The organism is Pseudophaeobacter profundi, assembly GCF_029697505.1.
GTDB classification, from domain to species: Bacteria; Pseudomonadota; Alphaproteobacteria; order Rhodobacterales; family Rhodobacteraceae; genus Pseudophaeobacter; species Pseudophaeobacter profundi.
The window spans coordinates 240,894-256,861 of sequence record NZ_JARJEF010000001.1; the positions used below are offsets into that span (position 1 = coordinate 240,894).

The window sequence follows — 15,968 nt, forward strand, 5'->3', positions numbered from 1 at the left end:
GCCATCGCCACAAACAACTGCCTAGGCTGCCTGCCGCCGTATCTTCACGCCCATCTCCGGGGCTGTTTCCGCCATCATAACGCCGCAAATATTACCGGGGTATTAATGGCCGCTTTACCATGTTCAGATCCGAAGCTGCCTGTCTGCGCCCTGCAACGGTCCATACCTTCTATCAAACTAAAATTGTTTGAAAAGATAGGATTACCCAAAATGTCTCGACGTTGTTATTTTTGCTCGAACAGGGGGTCTCCGACCCTCATGATTTCCCATTCTAGCGTCAGCCCGGAATTGGCGTAAACCTTTTTTCTGACATCTTCGCCCAAAGTTTCCAAATCTGCGGCAGATGCGCCACCCGTGTTAATCATGAAGTTCGAATGCTTCTCGCTCATCTGGGCACCACCGACGCATGCCCCACGCAGCCCGGCATCATCAATCACCTTCCAGGCCTTCAGGTCCTGCACATCGTCAGCCAGCCCTGTCGAGGAAAACCCAGCCGGATTACGAAAGGTCGACCCGGCCGAACGTTCTTTTGTCGGCTGGGTCTCATCGCGTTTTTTCAACTGCGCCGCCATGCGAGCCTGCAGCGCCTCGGGCTCTCCTGCGGTCGCGCGCAGCGTAGCCGAGACCAGAACGGCGCCCTCCGGCAGGGTTGTCTGGCGATACTGGAACTGCAAGTCCTCGGCGGTGATATCACGCAGCGCACCGTCGCGGGTGACCATCCGGGCCGAGACAAAGTGATCCGCCACATAAGAGCCATAGCAGCCCGCATTCATGCGAACCGCCCCGCCGATGGAACCGGGAATGGTGCGCAGGAAGGTCAGGTCCAGCCCCGCCTCGGCGGCCTTGCGCGCCACATGGGCATCCAGCGCCGCAGCGCCAGCGGTCACCCGATCCCCATTGATTTCAATTGCATTGAAGCCGCGCCCCAGACGGATAACCACCGCCCGCAGCCCCCCATCACGCACGATCAGATTCGAACCAACCCCCATGGGAAAAATCGCGACATCCCTTGGTAGATGCGACAAGAAATGCTGCAGGTCTTGGATATCAGCGGGCTGGAACAGATAGTCGGCAGCACCGCCCACCCGCAGCCATGTCAGCTCGGACAGATCACGGTTTTGCGTCAGCTTGCCACGGATCCCTTCGATAATCATCAAACGCTCTTCCCTTTGCCCGACCCTGTGGGACCATCTTCTTGACTTTCAATCGCCTCTATCCCGTCAGCAGGGATGAAGACAACGGTTCTGTGGTGCCAAACCGCGCGCCGGATCGATCTAAGGCGGCTTTTGGCCGAAACGCCCTTGCGCCAGCCTAGTCGGCATCCACCTCCTCTGCCGCCACGGTGTCGCGGGACGGGGCAATTCCCAGCCACCGCAGCAGATAGATGACGGGCCAGCGCAGCAGGCTCATGCCGGCAAGAAACACCGCCAGCCCCCACCATGGGCCATTTTCATACGTCACATAGCCAAGCAGCGGAATACCGGTGGCCAGCAGGAAATAGGCGCGCCGCCAGTGATTGTCACGGCTGGGCAGCATTGCAAGCAGATTGGCCAGCAAGGCCCACAGGGCCGCAAGTGTCAATGAAACGGTCATTCCTTTGCACCCTTTGGCTGGCGCCATTTCGTCCAATAATAGCGGATCGGACGCCGATAGATTGATACCACCGCAAACATCCCAAAGACCACCAGACCCCAGCCCTGGGTGACACCCAGCCAGATAAGCAGCGGCGGTGCCAGCGCCAACAGGATCCGCCCCGGTACAAAATGCCGCTCTACCGGCAGCATGGCAACTGCGGTGCTGGCAAAAACCCAGAGGATGGCCGCAAGAATGCTCATGGCGCAGGGCGGCCCCGCTGTCTGCGCACCGGCCTATCCGCAGGCCGCAGCATCAGCTGGCGCGGCGCAGCCGGTCCGGCAAGCCAATTGCCCAGGTGCTGATGGTGCCCGCGCCCAGACAGACCACCATGTCACCCGGCCGGGCCTTCTCGCGTACCAGGCTTTCCAGGTCATCCTCGCTCAGCAGTGCCTGGGCGTGACGGTGCCCATGGCGGATCATCCCCGCCACCAGATCGTCGCGGCTGGCACCGGGGATCGGGTCTTCGCCGGCGGCAAAGACCTCGGCGATGGCAACAACGTCGGCCTCGTTGAAGCAGAGGCAGAAATCTTCGAACAGATCCGCCAGGCGCGAATAGCGATGCGGCTGGTGCACCGCTATCACCTGCGCACCCGGGGTATCGGCGATGGCCTGACGTGCCGCCTTCAGCACCGCCGCAATTTCCACCGGGTGATGGCCATAGTCATCAATGATGGTAACGCCGTCGACCTCTCCGACCTTGGTAAAGCGGCGATTGACGCCGCCAAAATTGGCCAGCGCTTCACGGATCTCGCTGCTGTTCATGCCCAGATGCCGCGCCACAGCCACAGCCGAGAGCGCATTGGAAACATTGTGATCCCCCGGCATAGGCAGGCTACAGCCCTCGATCATCCGGTCTTCGGCCTGCAGGTGAATGTCAAAATGCGCAACCCCCGCCTTATAGGTCAGATTGAGGGCGCGCACATCGGCCTGGGCGTTGAACCCATAGGTCACCACCCGGCGGTCGGTAATGCGCCCAACCAGCGCCTGCACCTCGGCGTGATCAGTGCAACAGACCGCAACGCCGTAGAAGGGAATATTAGAGACAAATTCGTAAAAGCCATCGCGCAGGGTGTCAAAATCGCCCCAGTGCTCCATGTGCTCCGGGTCGATATTGGTGACCACGGCGATGGTGGCAGGCAGCCGGTTGAAGGTACCGTCACTTTCATCCGCCTCGACCACCATCCATTCGCCCTGCCCCATGCGGGCATTGGATCCATAGGCATGAATGATGCCGCCATTGACCACGGTAGGATCAAACTTCCCCGCGACCATCAGCTCTGCCATCATGGTGGTGGTGGTGGTTTTGCCATGGGTGCCACCAATGGCGATATTGGATTTCAGCCGCATCAGTTCCGCCAGCATTTCTGCACGGCGCACCACCGGCAGCCCGCGACGGCGCGCTTCGTCCAGTTCCGGGTTGCCGGGCTTGATCGCAGACGAGATCACAACCACCGCAGCGCCTTCCAGGTTTTTTGCCTCCTGGCCGACAAAGACCAGCGCGCCCAGCTTTTCCAGCCGCTGGGTGATCTTGGAGCTCTTCAGATCAGAGCCCTGCACCACATAGCCAAGGTTCAGCAGCACTTCGGCAATACCGGACATGCCAATGCCGCCGATGCCGACAAAATGAATGGGGCCAACATCGCCGGGCAGTTTGGTTGCAGGGTTCATGCTTATCCTTCCTCTGCCAGCTGCTCGACCAGGGCCACCAATCTTTGGGTGGCATCGGGAACACCGGCGCTCAATGCGGCGCGCGACATTTGCTGGGCCGCTTCTGGGTTACTCAAGACTGCGCTGATTTGCGCGCTTAGCGATGCGACGTCAAGGGCGCTTTCGGGGATCAGAATGGCACCTCCCGCATCAACCAGCCCACGGGCATTGGCGGTTTGGTGATCGCCGGTGGCCGCAGCATAGGGTACCAGGATCGACGGACGGCCAATGACAGAGATATCCGCTACCGACGACGCCCCCGCACGCGAAATCACCAGCTGCGCTTCGGACATACGCGCAGGCACATCCTTGAAGAAGCTCTGCACATCCGCGCTGATACCATGGCTGTCATAAAACGCGCGCACCCGCTCCATGTCTTCGGATCGGGCCTGATGCGAAATGCGCAGAAACCTGCGCATGGCCTCTGGCAGGGCGGCAATAGCGGCCGGCACTACATCCGACAGGATGCGCGCGCCCTGGCTGCCGCCCATCACCAGAATCGACATCGGGTAATCCCCCGGCGCGATATAGCCCGCACCTGCGCGCTCCATCACTGCAGCACGCACCGGATTACCCACATGTTCGTGCGGCACCGTGTCAGGCAGATCGGTCGGCCAGGTGCCGCAGGCGACCCCGGCGACGCGGGTGGCAAACAGCTGGTTCACCCGGCCCAGCACGCCGTTTTGTTCGTGGATCATCCGCCGACGTTTCAGCAGGGTTGCCGCCCCCAGCGCCGGAATTGACGGGTAGCCACCAAAGCCGATCACCACATCGGGGCGATCACGGCGCATCTGCAGCGCCATCGACACCACACCAGCGGCAATCTTTGGTCCCACCAGCGCCTTGGCCAGGATCCCGCCCCGGGCAAAGGTCGCCGAAGACACCTGGGAAATTTCAGTACTATGGGGAAAGCCGCCTGTATAGCGCGCCCCACGTGCATCGGTCGACAGTTTCACCCGCCAGCCTCTGCGCAGCATCGCCTCGGCCAGGGCCTGGGCCGGAAACATATGGCCACCGGTGCCACCAGCGGCCATCAACAGCAGTTTCTGTGTCATATCAATCGCGCTTCTATATCTGCGGCTGGTCCGCCACCTTGGGCAGCGGCCAGCTCTTGGGTCCTTGCTCAGCCGCGCCCGCGTCCGCGCAGGAAATCGGCGATCTCACCCTGCGGTCTTGCGCGGGTAAAAGACAAGAGCATCCCCAGCGCGATCCCGCCGGCGATCAGCGAAGACCCGCCGTAGCTGACAAAGGGCAGCGTCATGCCCTTGGCCGGCAAGAGCCGCACCGCGACCCCCATGTTGATCATCGCCTGCACGCCAAACATGCAAACCAGCCCAGTGCCCGCCAGGCGGATGAAGATATCGCGCTCTCGCATCAGCCGGAACAGCGACCGCACCACCACCAGGGCATAAAGCCCGATCAGCACCAGCACTAGGATAAGCCCGTATTCCTCGGCTGCGACCGCAACGATGAAATCGGTATGGGCATCCGGCAGCGACCACTTCACCTGGCCCTCTCCGACGCCGACACCAAACAGCCCGCCTTCACGGATCGCATTGGTGGCATAGCCCATCTGGGTGGTCGGGTCGATTTCGGGGTTCAGGAACCCATCAATGCGGCGGGCAAAGTGTTCGGAACTGGAATAGGCAAAAACCCCGCCCATGACCACAACCGCCGCCATGCCGACCAGCAGCACCATGGGCGCACCAGCAACAAAATACATCACGCCCCAGCCAAACAGGATCAGACAGGCCTGACCAAAATCGGGCTGCAGTACCAGCATCATCACCACTGCCATGCAGATCCCAAAGGAAATCAGGGTCCCAGGCGGTCCGTTGATCTGCTGGCTCGAGGCAATCATCCAGGCCGCCACCACCACAAATCCCGGCTTCAGAAACTCCGAAGGCTGCAAGGATGCAAAGCCCAGCGAATACCAGCGCACAGCCCCCTTGCCGAAATCAGTGCCCAAAACCGGCAGAAAGGCCAGGGCGACAAAGGCACAGATAAAGCCAATGACCGCCAGCCGTCGCACCAACTGCGGCGACATCATCGAGGTAAGGATCATCGCGATCAGCGCCGTGGTGCCAAAAATGGCCTGGCGCTGCACATAATGGAAATTGTCAAACCCGTTGCGCTCTGCCAGCGGCACCGAGGCTGCAAGCCCCAGTAAAAGCCCCAAAACAAAGAGCGCAAGAATACAGGACATGGACCACTTATCCAAGGTCCGCCACCATTTGGGAAGAATCGGTTCACCTGTGGGTACAGGAACCGCGCCATAGACCATCTCAGTCATGGGAACACCGCCAGAAATTTTGCCTCGAGAAAGCCCCATTTTGGGGTCATTGATGCCAGACTAGCTGAAAACCGCTGTTCAGGCCAGTCCCTTGATGCCCACAGCGCGGCAAAATCGCCACCAGCCCGCCGACCGACAGAGGCGCCGCGCCCCTTGCACCGCTTGGGCATCCATGGTGGATGCGGCTCATGTATGTAAACACCGTGATTCTTGGGGCTGGCGCTGCCGGCATGATGTGCGCCATGCAGGCGGGCGGCGATTGCCTGGTGGTAGATCACGCCAAAGCGCCTGGCGAAAAAATCCGCATCTCCGGCGGCGGCCGGTGCAATTTCACAAATCTGGACACTACACCGGAAAACTACCTGTCACAGAACCCGCATTTCTGCAAATCCGCCCTGGCGCGCTATACCCAATGGGATTTCATCTCGCTGGTGGATCGCCACGGCATCGCCTGGCATGAAAAAACCCTGGGCCAGCTGTTCTGCGACGGATCCGCCAAGCAGATCGTCGCCATGTTGGCGGCCGAAATGGCCCAGGCCGGTGCCGAACTCTGGCTGCAGACCACAGTGCAACAGGTACAGGCGCGCGGCGACGGCTACCAGCTGACGCTGCTGCGTGACGGGGCGCAGCAGCGCGTTGACTGCAAAAACCTGGTGCTGGCCACCGGCGGCAAAAGCATCCCCAAGATGGGGGCCACAGGCCTCGCCTATGACATTGCCCGCCAGTTTGGCTTGCCAGTGCTCGACACGCGCCCGGGGCTGGTGCCCTTCACCTTTCCCGAAGGGCGCTTTACTGCCCTGGCCGGCACCGCCCTGCCCGCACGCCTGTCCAATCCCCGCGCCAGCTTTGATGAAGCGCTACTGTTCACCCATCGCGGTCTCTCCGGCCCATCGGTGTTGCAACTGTCGTCCTATTGGCACGAAGGCGAAGAAATCAGCCTCAACCTGATCCCCATGATCGACCTCTTTACCCTGCTGCGCAAGCAACGCCAGACCCAGGGCCGCCGCGCTCTCACCACTGAACTCGCCCGCCACCTGCCGGGCCGCCTGGTGGATTTCCTCGCCACTGAATTCAAAATCACAGGCCGCCTGGCCGACCAATCCGACAGCGCCTTGCAAAGCCTCTGCACCGCGCTGTCACACTGGGCGCTCACCCCAGGCGGCAGCGAAGGCTACCGCACCGCCGAAGTCACGCTGGGCGGTATCGATACTGATGCGCTCTCCTCCAAAACCCTGCAGGCAAAATCCCGCCCGGGCCTCTATGCAATTGGCGAAGCGGTGGATGTCACCGGCTGGCTGGGGGGCTACAACTTTCAGTGGGCCTGGGCCTCGGGCCATGCGGCCGGCTGCGCCATCGCCGCCCTGCGCTAGCGCCGCCGCAGATCCGACAGCTGACCTTCCGTTTTGGTGAACCTGCAGCTTCTCTCTTCCTGCCGCCTCTCTCTCGCTGTCACACGTCGCGATCAGCCCAGACGCGCCGTAACCTGCGCAATGAAATCATCGCCGCGTTGCTCGAAATTGTCATATTGATCAAAACTGGCGGCCGCTGGCGCCAACAGAACCACGTCCCCCGGCTCGGCCTCTGCCATGGCGCGCTCTACCGCCTTGGCCATCGTGGTGCAAACCTCAGCCTCGACATCCAGCTGCAGGGCAAAGCCCGCCGCCTCTCGGCCGATCACATAGGCCTTGCGCACCGCACCGGTTTGCCCCCCCAGCGCCGCCAGCCCGCCCTCTTTTTCCAACCCGCCGCAGATCCAGCGAATGTTCTTGAAAGCGCTCAGCGCTTTTGCGGCGCTATCCAGGTTGGTGGCCTTGCTGTCGTTGACATAGCGTACACCCGCCACCTCGGCAATGGTCTGGCTGCGGTGCGGCAGGCCCGGATAATCGGCCAATGCCGCCTCGATCACCCGTGGTGCCAGCCCCAGCACCCGCGCCGCCGCATAGGCCGCACAGGCATTCTGATGATTATGCTGCCCCGGCAGCCCCGTCATCCGCCGCAAATCGACCGAGGCCACCTGACGCCCCTTGCGCATCTCGCTCAGAAAGCCTTTGCGGGCAAAGACCTGCCAGCCCGGTCCAGTCAGCTTGCGCCCCGAGGCCACCCGGATTACCCGGTCATCGCTGGCCGCCTGCGCCATCTGTCCGGCAAGAAACAGCCCCTCGTCCTCATCAACACCGATAATGGCCCGATCCGGGCCGCCCTCGGCAAACAGGCGACGTTTGGCGGCAAAATATCCCCCCAGTCCAGCATGGCGATCCAGATGATCGGGCGATAGATTGGTCAAAATCGCCACATCGGGGGTCAGCGCGCGGGCCAGTTCCGTCTGATAGCTGGACAGCTCCAGCACCACCACACCAGCATTTCCCGGTGGATCGATATCCAGCACGCCGCGGCCAATATTGCCCGCCATCTGGCTGTCGCGCCCGACAGACACCAGAATGTGATGCAACAGCGCCACCGTGGTTGATTTGCCGTTGGATCCGGTGATCGCCACCACTTTGGGCGGCTGATCCAGCATATCCCAGCCCTGGGCCGGCAACGAGGCAAAGAACAGCCCGATGTCATTGTCCACCGGCACCCCAGCTTCCAGGGCAGCACGGATCACCGGGTTGGGCTGCGGGTAAAGATGCGGAATGCCCGGCGAGGTGATCAACACCGCGACATCGTTAAAGGCTCCGTTCCTGTGCAGATCCCTCAGCTCAAAGCCCTCTGCCTCGGCGGCAGCGCGCGCCTGCGGCTGGTCATCCCAGCACACCGCAGTGGCGCCGCCCGCCAGCAGCGCCCGCGCCGTGGCAAGGCCAGACCGCCCCAACCCCAAAACGGCGACAGTTGCGCCTTCAAACCCTTGAACCGGGATCATCGCCCACCTCACCTAATTGATCAAATTTGCGCCGCACAGTGCACCGCCCCCCCCCCACTTGCAAGAGGTCAGAGGCTTGGCAAATGCCTCTATCCGCGCGCCCCTTGCAGAGGCCCAGAGGGCCTCTGCCACCCCCAACAATTGCCAGAGTGGCAGCGCCGCTCGAAATTGGCGGGAGCGCCCCCCTGTTGCTGGGTGCCACGCATGAAAAAGGAGGCCGTAGCCTCCTTTCATCTTCCATCACGCAGCAGGAAAATCTGCCAAGGTCTATCGCACCTTCAGCGTTGCCAGGCCGATCATCGCCAGGATCAGTGCAATGATCCAGAACCGGATCACAATTGTCGGCTCTGCCCAGCCCTTTTTTTCATAGTGGTGGTGGATCGGCGCCATCAGGAAAATCCGCTTGCCGGTCCGTTTGAAATACAGCACCTGCAGGATCACGGAAAGCGCCTCCAGCACAAACAGCCCACCGACGATCGCCCAGACCAGCTCATGTTTGGTGACAACCGCAATCGCCCCCAGCGCGCCGCCCAGGGCCAGCGATCCGGTATCGCCCATGAAGACGGCAGCAGGCGGCGCATTATACCACAAGAAGCCAAGGCCGCCGCCAAACAGCGCTGCCGTAAAGATCAGGATTTCGCCGGTGCCAGGCACATAGTGCACATCCAGATAATCGGTGAAATCAACCCGGCCCACCGCATAGGCGATCACACCCAGGGTGCCCGCCGCAATCATCACCGGCATGATGGCCAGCCCATCCAGACCATCGGTCAGGTTCACCGCATTGGCCGAACCCACGATAACGCAGATCACGAAGGGCACATAGAAATACCCCAGGTTCAGCAGGGTATCCTTGAACACCGGCAGCGCCAGTTCGCTCTGCAACGCCTCCGGGTGATAGGCCCTGGCCCAGACCGCCGCGATGACCGCAATCAAAATCCCCAACAGCAGCCGCACTTTGCCGGATACCCCGGCGGTGTTCTGCTTTGACACCTTGGCATAGTCATCGGCAAAGCCGATCAGGGCAAAGGACATGGTGACAAAAAGCACCAGCCAGACAAAGGGATTGTCCAGCCGCGCCCAGATCAGCGTGGCACTGAGAACGGCGCCGACAATCAGCAGCCCGCCCATGGTCGGGGTGCCCGCCTTGGCCATATGCGCCTCTGGGCCGTCATCGCGGATCGGCTGCCCCTTGCCCTGACGGCGGCGCAGTACGTTGATCAGCGGCGTGCCGAACAAGAAACCAAACACAAGCGCGGTCATAAAGGCGCCGCCTGCCCGGAAGGTGATATAGCGGAAGAGGTTGAAAAAATCGCCGCCATCCGACAGGGCCGTCAGCCAATAGAGCATCTTGGATCGATCCTCGCCTTTAGTTGTTGTTTAAGAAGTGCGCTTGCCATGACCCAATTCCCGGATGCCGTCAACGATCTTGGCCAGCCCCGCGCTCAAAGATCCCTTGGCCAGCACAATATCGCCACAGCCCAGCTGCGCCGCCAGATCTGGGCGCGCCTCGCTTGCACTGGCATAGTGCTTGCCACGTTTGGCCTCGGGCAGGGCCGCGTACAGATGCGCCATCAATGGGCCGATGCAGTGGATCTCATCAATTGCCTGCAGCGCCGCCAGATCAGCAAGACCGGCGTGCAGCGCTGCCTCCTGTGGACCAAGTTCGCCCATATCGCCCAGATAGGCGATCCTGCGCCCGAGGGGCCGGGCCGTGGCATCTGTTGGCAACGGCGTCGCCGCAAGCACGTCAAGCGCCGCCGCCATTGATGTGGGATTGGCATTATAGCTGTCGTCCAGCAGCAGCAATTTTCCGCCCTCTAGCGCCACTTCGACCCGCGCACCGCGCCCCGTGACCGGCGACCAGAGCGCCAGAACCTGCGCCGCCCGCGCCAGATCGGCGCCAGCGGCCTCTACCGCGGCCAATGCCCCCAGCGCGTTCATGGCAAAATGGGCCCCAAGCGACTGAATATGCAGCTGCAGCCTGGTGGCGTTGCAGCGCACCTCGGCCAGGGTTTCGCCAGCCTCGATCCGGGTCGACAGCAGGTGATAGGCCGTCGAAGTCTGACCAAACCAGACAGGACGCGCGCCCAACCGCTGGGCCTCTTGCGCCAGGACCTGCGCCTCGGCGATATCTGCATTCAGCACCGCGGTGCCGCCCGGTTCCAGCCCTTCCAGGATAGCCGCCTTTTCGCGGGCAATACCCGCCACATCGTCAAAGGCCTCTAGGTGTACCGCCGCAACCGTGGTCACCAGGGCCACATGCGGGCGAGCCTGGCGGGCCAATGGCGCAGTCTCGCCAGGGTGATTCATGCCGATTTCGATCACCGCATACTCTGAATCCCGCGGCATCCGCGCCAGGGTAAGCGGCACCCCCCAGTGATTGTTATAGCTGGCCACGGCGGCATGGCAGCGCCCCTGATCGGCCAGCATGCAGGCCAGCATTTCCTTGGTCGAGGTCTTGCCGACAGAGCCAGTGACGGCAATCACCTTGGCACTGGTGCGCGCCCGCGCCGCCCGCCCCAGAGCCTCTAGCGCCGCCTGGACATCGGCAACAATCAACAATGGCGCATCTGGCGCCACATCGTCGGGACGACGGCTGACCAGCGCGGCAGCGGCCCCCTTTTCCAAAGCCTGAGCCACAAAATCATGGCCGTCGCGTGCGGCCTTCAGCGCCACAAACATATCCCCCGGCGCAAGCGTCCGGGTATCGATCGACAGGCCCGTCGCCTGCCAGTCACCTCTGGCCTCGCCGCCTGTTGCCTGCGCGGCCTCTGCCGCGCTCCAGAGCGCTGTCATACTGCTTTCCCATCCAAAACGGCCACCGCCAGGCTGGCCTGTTCCACATCATCAAAGGGCAGCACATCGGTGCCGATGGTCTGGCCGCTTTCATGGCCCTTGCCACAGATCAGCAAGACATCCCCCGCCCCCAGCATATCAACCCCGCGCAGGATTGCCTCGGCGCGGTCGCCGACCTCCAGGGCAGCTGGGGCGCCCTTTTTGACCTGCGCCCGGATCAGGCCCGGATCTTCGGTGCGCGGATTGTCATCCGTGACAATGACCAGATCGGCATTGTCCTGTGCGGCCTGCCCCATCAAGGGGCGTTTGCCCGCGTCGCGATCACCACCGGCGCCAACAATGGCAATCAGCCGTCCCAGCACATGCGGGCGCAGCGCCTTGATCGCAGTAGCCACCGCATCCGGCGTATGGGCGTAATCGACAAAAACCGCCGCCCCATTGTCACGGGTCGCGGCATGTTCCATCCGGCCGCGCACCGTGGTCAGATGCGGCAGGGTCGCAAAGACCGCTGCCGGGTCTTCGCCACTGGCAATCACCAGACCGCAGGCCAAGAGCACATTTTCCGCCTGAAAACCGCCGATAAGGTTGAGCCGCACCTGATAGGGCTGGTCATGCCAGCTAAAGCGCAGTTCCTGGCCGGTATCATCATAGCGCAGCCCGCTGAGGCTGATATCGCCCAGGCCACGCCCGACGCTCAGCACCTCTTGGCCACGGGCTGCCGCCACGGCGCGCATTTCTGGCCCCCGCGGATCATTCATATTGATCACTGCAACGCCATCCTCTGGCAGGATGCGGCGGAACAATCCCGCCTTGGCGGCAAAATAGGCCTCGAAGGTTTCGTGATAATCCAGATGATCCTGGGTGAAATTGGTAAAGCCCGCCGCCGCCAGCTGCACCCCATCAAGGCGGCATTGATCCAGCCCATGCGAAGAGGCCTCCATCGCGGCATGGGTCACCCCCGCTGCCGCCGCCTTGGCCAGGGCCGCATGCAGCGTGATCGGTTCCGGCGTCGTATGGGCCAGCGGGTGACTCCAGGCACCTTCGATGCCGGTGGTGCCCAGGTTGACGGCGGCATGGCCCAGCTCGCACCAGATCTGGCGTACGAATGTCGCGACAGAGGTTTTCCCATTGGTGCCGGTCACCGCGACCATGGTGGCAGGCTGGGCGCCAAACCACAGGGCAGCAGCATAGGCCAGCGCCTGGCGCGGATCTTCGGCAATCACCAGCGCCGCATGGCTGTCGGCCAGCGGCTGGGCAGCGATCCTTGCCCCGGCCGCATCGGTCAGGATGGCGGTTGCCCCCTGCTCCAGCGCCGCTGGGATGAATTTGGCCCCATGGACCAGGCTGCCTGGCAGCGCCGCAAATAGGCAGCCCTTGGCCACCTTGCGGCTGTCGACTGCAAGGCCCGCAATCAGCGGATCGGCACCGCCACGGGCAGTCAGGCCGAGCTCGCTCAGCGGGCGGGTTTCAGGGGTCTCGTCGGGGTTGCTGCGCATCTGCGGCCCTCACCAGGGGTTAGGCCCGGGAGTCGCCCCCGGGATCAGTTGGAGGTCAGGGTTATACCAGTCACCTCGGCGGGTTCAACTTGTGGTCTCAACCCAAGGAGCGGCGCCAGACGGCCAATCATTTCAGCCGCCACTGGCACAGCTGTCCAACCGGCAGTGCGGCGTTCCTCGCCATAGGCAAAGACAGAGGGTTCATCCAGGGTGACCACCAGCACATATTTGGGATCATGCGCCGGAAACATCGAGGCAAAGGTCGCAATAACCTTGTCTTCGTAATAGCCGCCGCGGGGTCTTGGCTTATCCGCGGTGCCAGTCTTGCCGCCCACCTGATAGCCCGGCACGCGGGCAAAGCTGGCGGTGCCTTCGGTCACAACCTTGCGCAGCATAAGACGCGCCGCTCTGGCCGATTCTTCTGTCATGATGCGCCGCCCCAACTGCGGGCCATCCTGTTTAAGGATGGTTGGGCTGACATAGCGCCCGCCATTGGCGATGGCAGCATAACCTGCCGCCAGGTGCATTGGCGTGGTGGAAATCCCATGACCGTAAGAGATGGTCATGGCTGACAGTTCAGACCAGTTCTTGGGCAACAGCGGCTTGCCGCCCTGCGCCTCGACGATTTCAACTGGCGTGGCCTCCAGCATCCCCAGATCATCCAGGAAATCACGCTGGCGTTCAGCCCCGATCTGCTGGGCCAGGCGCGCAGTCCCAATGTTAGAGGATTTCACGATGATCTTTGTCACCGACAAGGCATTGCCATAGTTACGGAAATCCCTGATCGCAAATTTCCCCCAGCGCAGTGGGCCACGGGTATCAACCACCGTGTCCGGCGTCGCCAGCCCCAGATCCATTGCCTGGGCTGCGGCAAAGATCTTGAAGGTAGAGCCCAGCTCATAAACCCCCTGCACCGCGCGGTTGAACAGCGGGCTGACCGAAGGGTCAAAGCCAGAGGTCGGCGGCTGCGGGCGTTCATTGGGGTCGAAATCCGGCAGCGACACCACCGAAATCACCTCACCGCTGTGCACATCCATCAAGATGGAGGTAGCACCCTTGGCATTCATCAGCTTCATGCCACCATCCAGCACCCGCTCGGCAGCAGCCTGCACGGTCAGATCCAGCGAGAGAGCCAGCGGCTTTGTGCCATTGCCCGGATCGCGCAGATAGCTGTCAAACTGCTTTTCCACGCCGGCGACACCGATCACCTCGGCGGCGCTGACGCCCTCTTTGCCAAATCCAGCCCCGCCCAGAACATGGGCGGCGACACTGCCATTGGGATAAAGACGCATTTCACGCGGGCCAAACATCAGGCCCGGATCCCCGATATCATGCACCGCCTGTTTTTGTTCGGGGCTGATTTTCTTTTTTATCCACAAGAACTTGCGCGTTCCGGTAAAATCGGCCAGTAGGCGCGCCGGGTCCAGATCCGGGAAAATCTCGACCAGCCGCGCGGCGGTGGCTTCCGGGTCGATCAACTGCGGTGGCTGCGCATAGAGCGAATGGGTCTCAAAATTGGTGGCCAGAATGCGCCCCTGACGATCAACAATATCGGCGCGCTGCATGGCAATGGCGCTGCCTGCGGTGCTGGCCACAGGTTCGCGCGGCTCCGAGGTTGCCATAACCCCCATACGCCCTGCCACGGCCGCATAGGCACAGAGGAAGAAAACCCCCAGAACCAGCAGGCGGCCCTCGGCACGTTGGCGCGATTTGACCTGCATCTCGTCATGGCGCTGACGGATGTTTTCTTTTTCGATCGCGTCGGGGTTTTCCCCCTTGGCACGGGCATCAAGAATACGGGCAAGCGGACGCAGGGGTCTGCGGGTCATTGGCTCTGCTCCGACTGGGACCGCGTATTGAGACCAGAAACCTCGACGCCTTCGGTAATCGTAAATTCGGGTTGCAGCGGATATGTGACCTCATCCACCCGGCCAAACTGATCCGGGCGCAGCGGCAAGAGGCCAAGGCTGGCAAAGTTCAGCTCGGCCAGTTCCATCAACCGGTCCGGCCGGTTCAGATAAGCCCATTCCGCCCGCAGGACGCTCAGCCGGGTCTGGGCCGCACCAATCTGGCGCTGCAGGCCGCGGGTTTCTTTCAGCACCTGCTGGGTTGCATAGTTTTCACGGTAGGCCCAGAACGCCAGCCCAAAGACTGCCAGAGCGGTGATCACATACAACAACGACTTCATTTGCGCCCCTCTTTCAGCTGCGGCATGCTCAGGTCCTTGGCGCTGATGGGTACCGGCTCTGCCGCAGTGCGACGCCCCACCCGCAGCCGCGCCGAGCGCGACCGGGGGTTTTGTGCCAGTTCGTCATCATCCGGGCCAACCGCCTTGCGGGTGACCTGTTCAAACTGCGCTGCCAGTTCTTCCTGTTCCGGCGCATAGCGATTGGCGCGGCCTGTCTTGCCGGCGCGATGCTGAAAGAAGCGTTTGACCATGCGATCCTCGACCGAATGGAAAGTCACAACAGCCAGCAAACCACCCGGTTTCAAGGCGCGTTCAGCCGCCAGAAGCCCGTTGAACAGCTCTTCGTATTCTGCGTTCACCGCGATGCGCAGCGCCTGAAAGCTGCGGGTGGCGGGATGCGACTTGCCCTGTTTGGCGCGGGGCAGACAGCCCTCGATCAGCTTGGCCAATTGCAGCGTCGTGGTGATTGGCTCCAGCGCGCGCGCCTTGACGATGGATTTGGCAATGCGGCGGCTGGCGCGTTCTTCGCCAAAATGAAACAGGATATCGGCAAGCTGCACTTCGCTCAGCTCGGCCACCAGGTCCGCCGCCGATGGCCCGGTCTGCGACATCCGCATATCCAGCGGCCCGTCGCGCATAAAGGAAAAACCACGCTCGGCCAGATCCAGCTGCATGGAAGAGACCCCAAGGTCCAGCACCACACCGTCCAAGTCTTGCGCATATTCATCCATGCGCGAGAAGACGCCCTCTTGCAGTACCAGGCGATCACCATAGTCAGCGGCCCAGGGCTGGGCCAGTTCAAAGGCAAGCGGATCGCGGTCGACGCCGATCACCTGATCGGCCCCGGCCTGCAACAATCCGCGCGTATAACCGCCAGCGCCAAAGGTGCCGTCCAGCCAGCGCCCGGAAACCGGCGCGACCGCCTGCAACAGCGGGCGCAACAGCACCGGAACATGCGGCCCGGTCGAGGTCTCGCGATCCGTTGTCATA

General features: G+C 62.2%; 14 protein-coding genes. 1 reads left to right on the forward strand and 13 read right to left on the reverse strand.

Annotation, left to right across the window (positions count from 1 at the left end; genetic code table 11):
* Nucleotides 1-224: 224 nt before the first annotated feature.
* The 6 genes from murB to ftsW form a co-directional block, all read right to left on the reverse strand.
* Nucleotides 225-1,154 (reverse strand): UDP-N-acetylmuramate dehydrogenase, encoded by a 930-nt coding sequence (murB, locus tag P2081_RS01110; protein WP_278921035.1) that lies wholly within the window; start codon nucleotides 1,152-1,154, stop codon nucleotides 225-227.
* A gap of 157 nt (nucleotides 1,155-1,311) precedes the next feature.
* Nucleotides 1,312-1,593 carry a DUF2484 family protein gene (locus tag P2081_RS01115; protein WP_278921036.1) on the reverse strand — a complete coding sequence of 94 codons (282 nt, stop codon included), beginning with the start codon at nucleotides 1,591-1,593 and terminating at the stop codon, nucleotides 1,312-1,314.
* Nucleotides 1,590-1,835 (reverse strand): DUF2484 family protein, encoded by a 246-nt coding sequence (locus P2081_RS01120; RefSeq protein ID WP_278921037.1) that lies wholly within the window; start codon nucleotides 1,833-1,835, stop codon nucleotides 1,590-1,592. The genes P2081_RS01115 and P2081_RS01120 overlap by 4 nt, the downstream gene beginning before the upstream one ends.
* A 52-nt stretch (nucleotides 1,836-1,887) precedes the next feature.
* Nucleotides 1,888-3,303: a UDP-N-acetylmuramate--L-alanine ligase gene (gene murC, locus P2081_RS01125; protein ID WP_278921038.1), complete on the reverse strand. Its 1,416-nt coding sequence runs from the start codon at nucleotides 3,301-3,303 to the stop codon at nucleotides 1,888-1,890.
* Nucleotides 3,304-3,305: 2 nt separating this feature from the next.
* Nucleotides 3,306-4,397, reverse strand: a complete 1,092-nt coding sequence (locus P2081_RS01130) for a UDP-N-acetylglucosamine--N-acetylmuramyl-(pentapeptide) pyrophosphoryl-undecaprenol N-acetylglucosamine transferase (protein ID WP_278921039.1) — start codon at nucleotides 4,395-4,397, stop codon at nucleotides 3,306-3,308.
* 68 nt (nucleotides 4,398-4,465) lie between these two features.
* Nucleotides 4,466-5,635, reverse strand: coding sequence for a putative lipid II flippase FtsW (gene ftsW, locus P2081_RS01135; RefSeq protein ID WP_278921040.1), 1,170 nt, complete (start codon nucleotides 5,633-5,635; stop codon nucleotides 4,466-4,468).
* 188 nt (nucleotides 5,636-5,823) lie between these two features.
* Between ftsW and P2081_RS01140 the strand changes: the two genes are divergently transcribed.
* Nucleotides 5,824-7,005, forward strand: coding sequence for a BaiN/RdsA family NAD(P)/FAD-dependent oxidoreductase (locus P2081_RS01140; protein ID WP_278921041.1), 1,182 nt, complete (start codon nucleotides 5,824-5,826; stop codon nucleotides 7,003-7,005).
* A gap of 92 nt (nucleotides 7,006-7,097) precedes the next feature.
* Here the strand turns inward: P2081_RS01140 and murD are convergent, their stop codons facing one another.
* From murD to rsmH, 7 genes are all read right to left on the reverse strand, one after another.
* Entirely contained in the window at nucleotides 7,098-8,495 is a 1,398-nt protein-coding gene (murD, locus tag P2081_RS01145) for a UDP-N-acetylmuramoyl-L-alanine--D-glutamate ligase (RefSeq protein ID WP_278921042.1), read from the reverse strand.
* Nucleotides 8,496-8,762: 267 nt separating this feature from the next.
* Nucleotides 8,763-9,845, reverse strand: coding sequence for a phospho-N-acetylmuramoyl-pentapeptide-transferase (mraY, locus tag P2081_RS01150; protein WP_278921043.1), 1,083 nt, complete (start codon nucleotides 9,843-9,845; stop codon nucleotides 8,763-8,765).
* 30 nt (nucleotides 9,846-9,875) lie between these two features.
* Nucleotides 9,876-11,294 (reverse strand): UDP-N-acetylmuramoyl-tripeptide--D-alanyl-D-alanine ligase, encoded by a 1,419-nt coding sequence (locus tag P2081_RS01155; protein WP_278921044.1) that lies wholly within the window; start codon nucleotides 11,292-11,294, stop codon nucleotides 9,876-9,878.
* Nucleotides 11,291-12,790 (reverse strand): UDP-N-acetylmuramoyl-L-alanyl-D-glutamate--2,6-diaminopimelate ligase, encoded by a 1,500-nt coding sequence (locus tag P2081_RS01160; protein WP_278921045.1) that lies wholly within the window; start codon nucleotides 12,788-12,790, stop codon nucleotides 11,291-11,293. The genes P2081_RS01155 and P2081_RS01160 overlap by 4 nt, the downstream gene beginning before the upstream one ends.
* Nucleotides 12,791-12,834: 44 nt before the next feature.
* The gene (locus P2081_RS01165; RefSeq protein WP_278921046.1) at nucleotides 12,835-14,619 is read right to left on the reverse strand and encodes a peptidoglycan D,D-transpeptidase FtsI family protein; all 1,785 of its coding nucleotides are present in this window, start codon (nucleotides 14,617-14,619) and stop codon (nucleotides 12,835-12,837) included.
* Nucleotides 14,616-14,978, reverse strand: coding sequence for a cell division protein FtsL (ftsL, locus tag P2081_RS01170; protein ID WP_278921047.1), 363 nt, complete (start codon nucleotides 14,976-14,978; stop codon nucleotides 14,616-14,618). Before ftsL ends, P2081_RS01165 begins: the two co-directional genes overlap by 4 nt.
* Entirely contained in the window at nucleotides 14,975-15,967 is a 993-nt protein-coding gene (gene rsmH / locus P2081_RS01175) for a 16S rRNA (cytosine(1402)-N(4))-methyltransferase RsmH (protein WP_278921048.1), read from the reverse strand. Before rsmH ends, ftsL begins: the two co-directional genes overlap by 4 nt.
* Nucleotide 15,968: the final 1 nt, after the last annotated feature.

What these genes read in the sequence shown, in the direction of transcription:
- murB (WP_278921035.1), bottom strand. Translation starts at nt 1,154, where the DNA reads ATGATTATCGAAGGGATCCGTGGCAAGCTGACGCAAAACCGTGATCTG.
- P2081_RS01115 (WP_278921036.1), bottom strand. Translation starts at nt 1,593, where the DNA reads ATGACCGTTTCATTGACACTTGCGGCCCTGTGGGCCTTGCTGGCCAAT.
- P2081_RS01120 (WP_278921037.1), bottom strand. Translation starts at nt 1,835, where the DNA reads ATGAGCATTCTTGCGGCCATCCTCTGGGTTTTTGCCAGCACCGCAGTT.
- murC (WP_278921038.1), bottom strand. Translation starts at nt 3,303, where the DNA reads ATGAACCCTGCAACCAAACTGCCCGGCGATGTTGGCCCCATTCATTTT.
- P2081_RS01130 (WP_278921039.1), bottom strand. Translation starts at nt 4,397, where the DNA reads ATGACACAGAAACTGCTGTTGATGGCCGCTGGTGGCACCGGTGGCCAT.
- ftsW (WP_278921040.1), bottom strand. Translation starts at nt 5,635, where the DNA reads ATGACTGAGATGGTCTATGGCGCGGTTCCTGTACCCACAGGTGAACCG.
- P2081_RS01140 (WP_278921041.1), top strand. Translation starts at nt 5,824, where the DNA reads ATGTATGTAAACACCGTGATTCTTGGGGCTGGCGCTGCCGGCATGATG.
- murD (WP_278921042.1), bottom strand. Translation starts at nt 8,495, where the DNA reads ATGATCCCGGTTCAAGGGTTTGAAGGCGCAACTGTCGCCGTTTTGGGG.
- mraY (WP_278921043.1), bottom strand. Translation starts at nt 9,845, where the DNA reads ATGCTCTATTGGCTGACGGCCCTGTCGGATGGCGGCGATTTTTTCAAC.
- P2081_RS01155 (WP_278921044.1), bottom strand. Translation starts at nt 11,294, where the DNA reads ATGACAGCGCTCTGGAGCGCGGCAGAGGCCGCGCAGGCAACAGGCGGC.
- P2081_RS01160 (WP_278921045.1), bottom strand. Translation starts at nt 12,790, where the DNA reads ATGCGCAGCAACCCCGACGAGACCCCTGAAACCCGCCCGCTGAGCGAG.
- P2081_RS01165 (WP_278921046.1), bottom strand. Translation starts at nt 14,619, where the DNA reads ATGACCCGCAGACCCCTGCGTCCGCTTGCCCGTATTCTTGATGCCCGT.
- ftsL (WP_278921047.1), bottom strand. Translation starts at nt 14,978, where the DNA reads ATGAAGTCGTTGTTGTATGTGATCACCGCTCTGGCAGTCTTTGGGCTG.
- rsmH (WP_278921048.1), bottom strand. Translation starts at nt 15,967, where the DNA reads ATGACAACGGATCGCGAGACCTCGACCGGGCCGCATGTTCCGGTGCTG.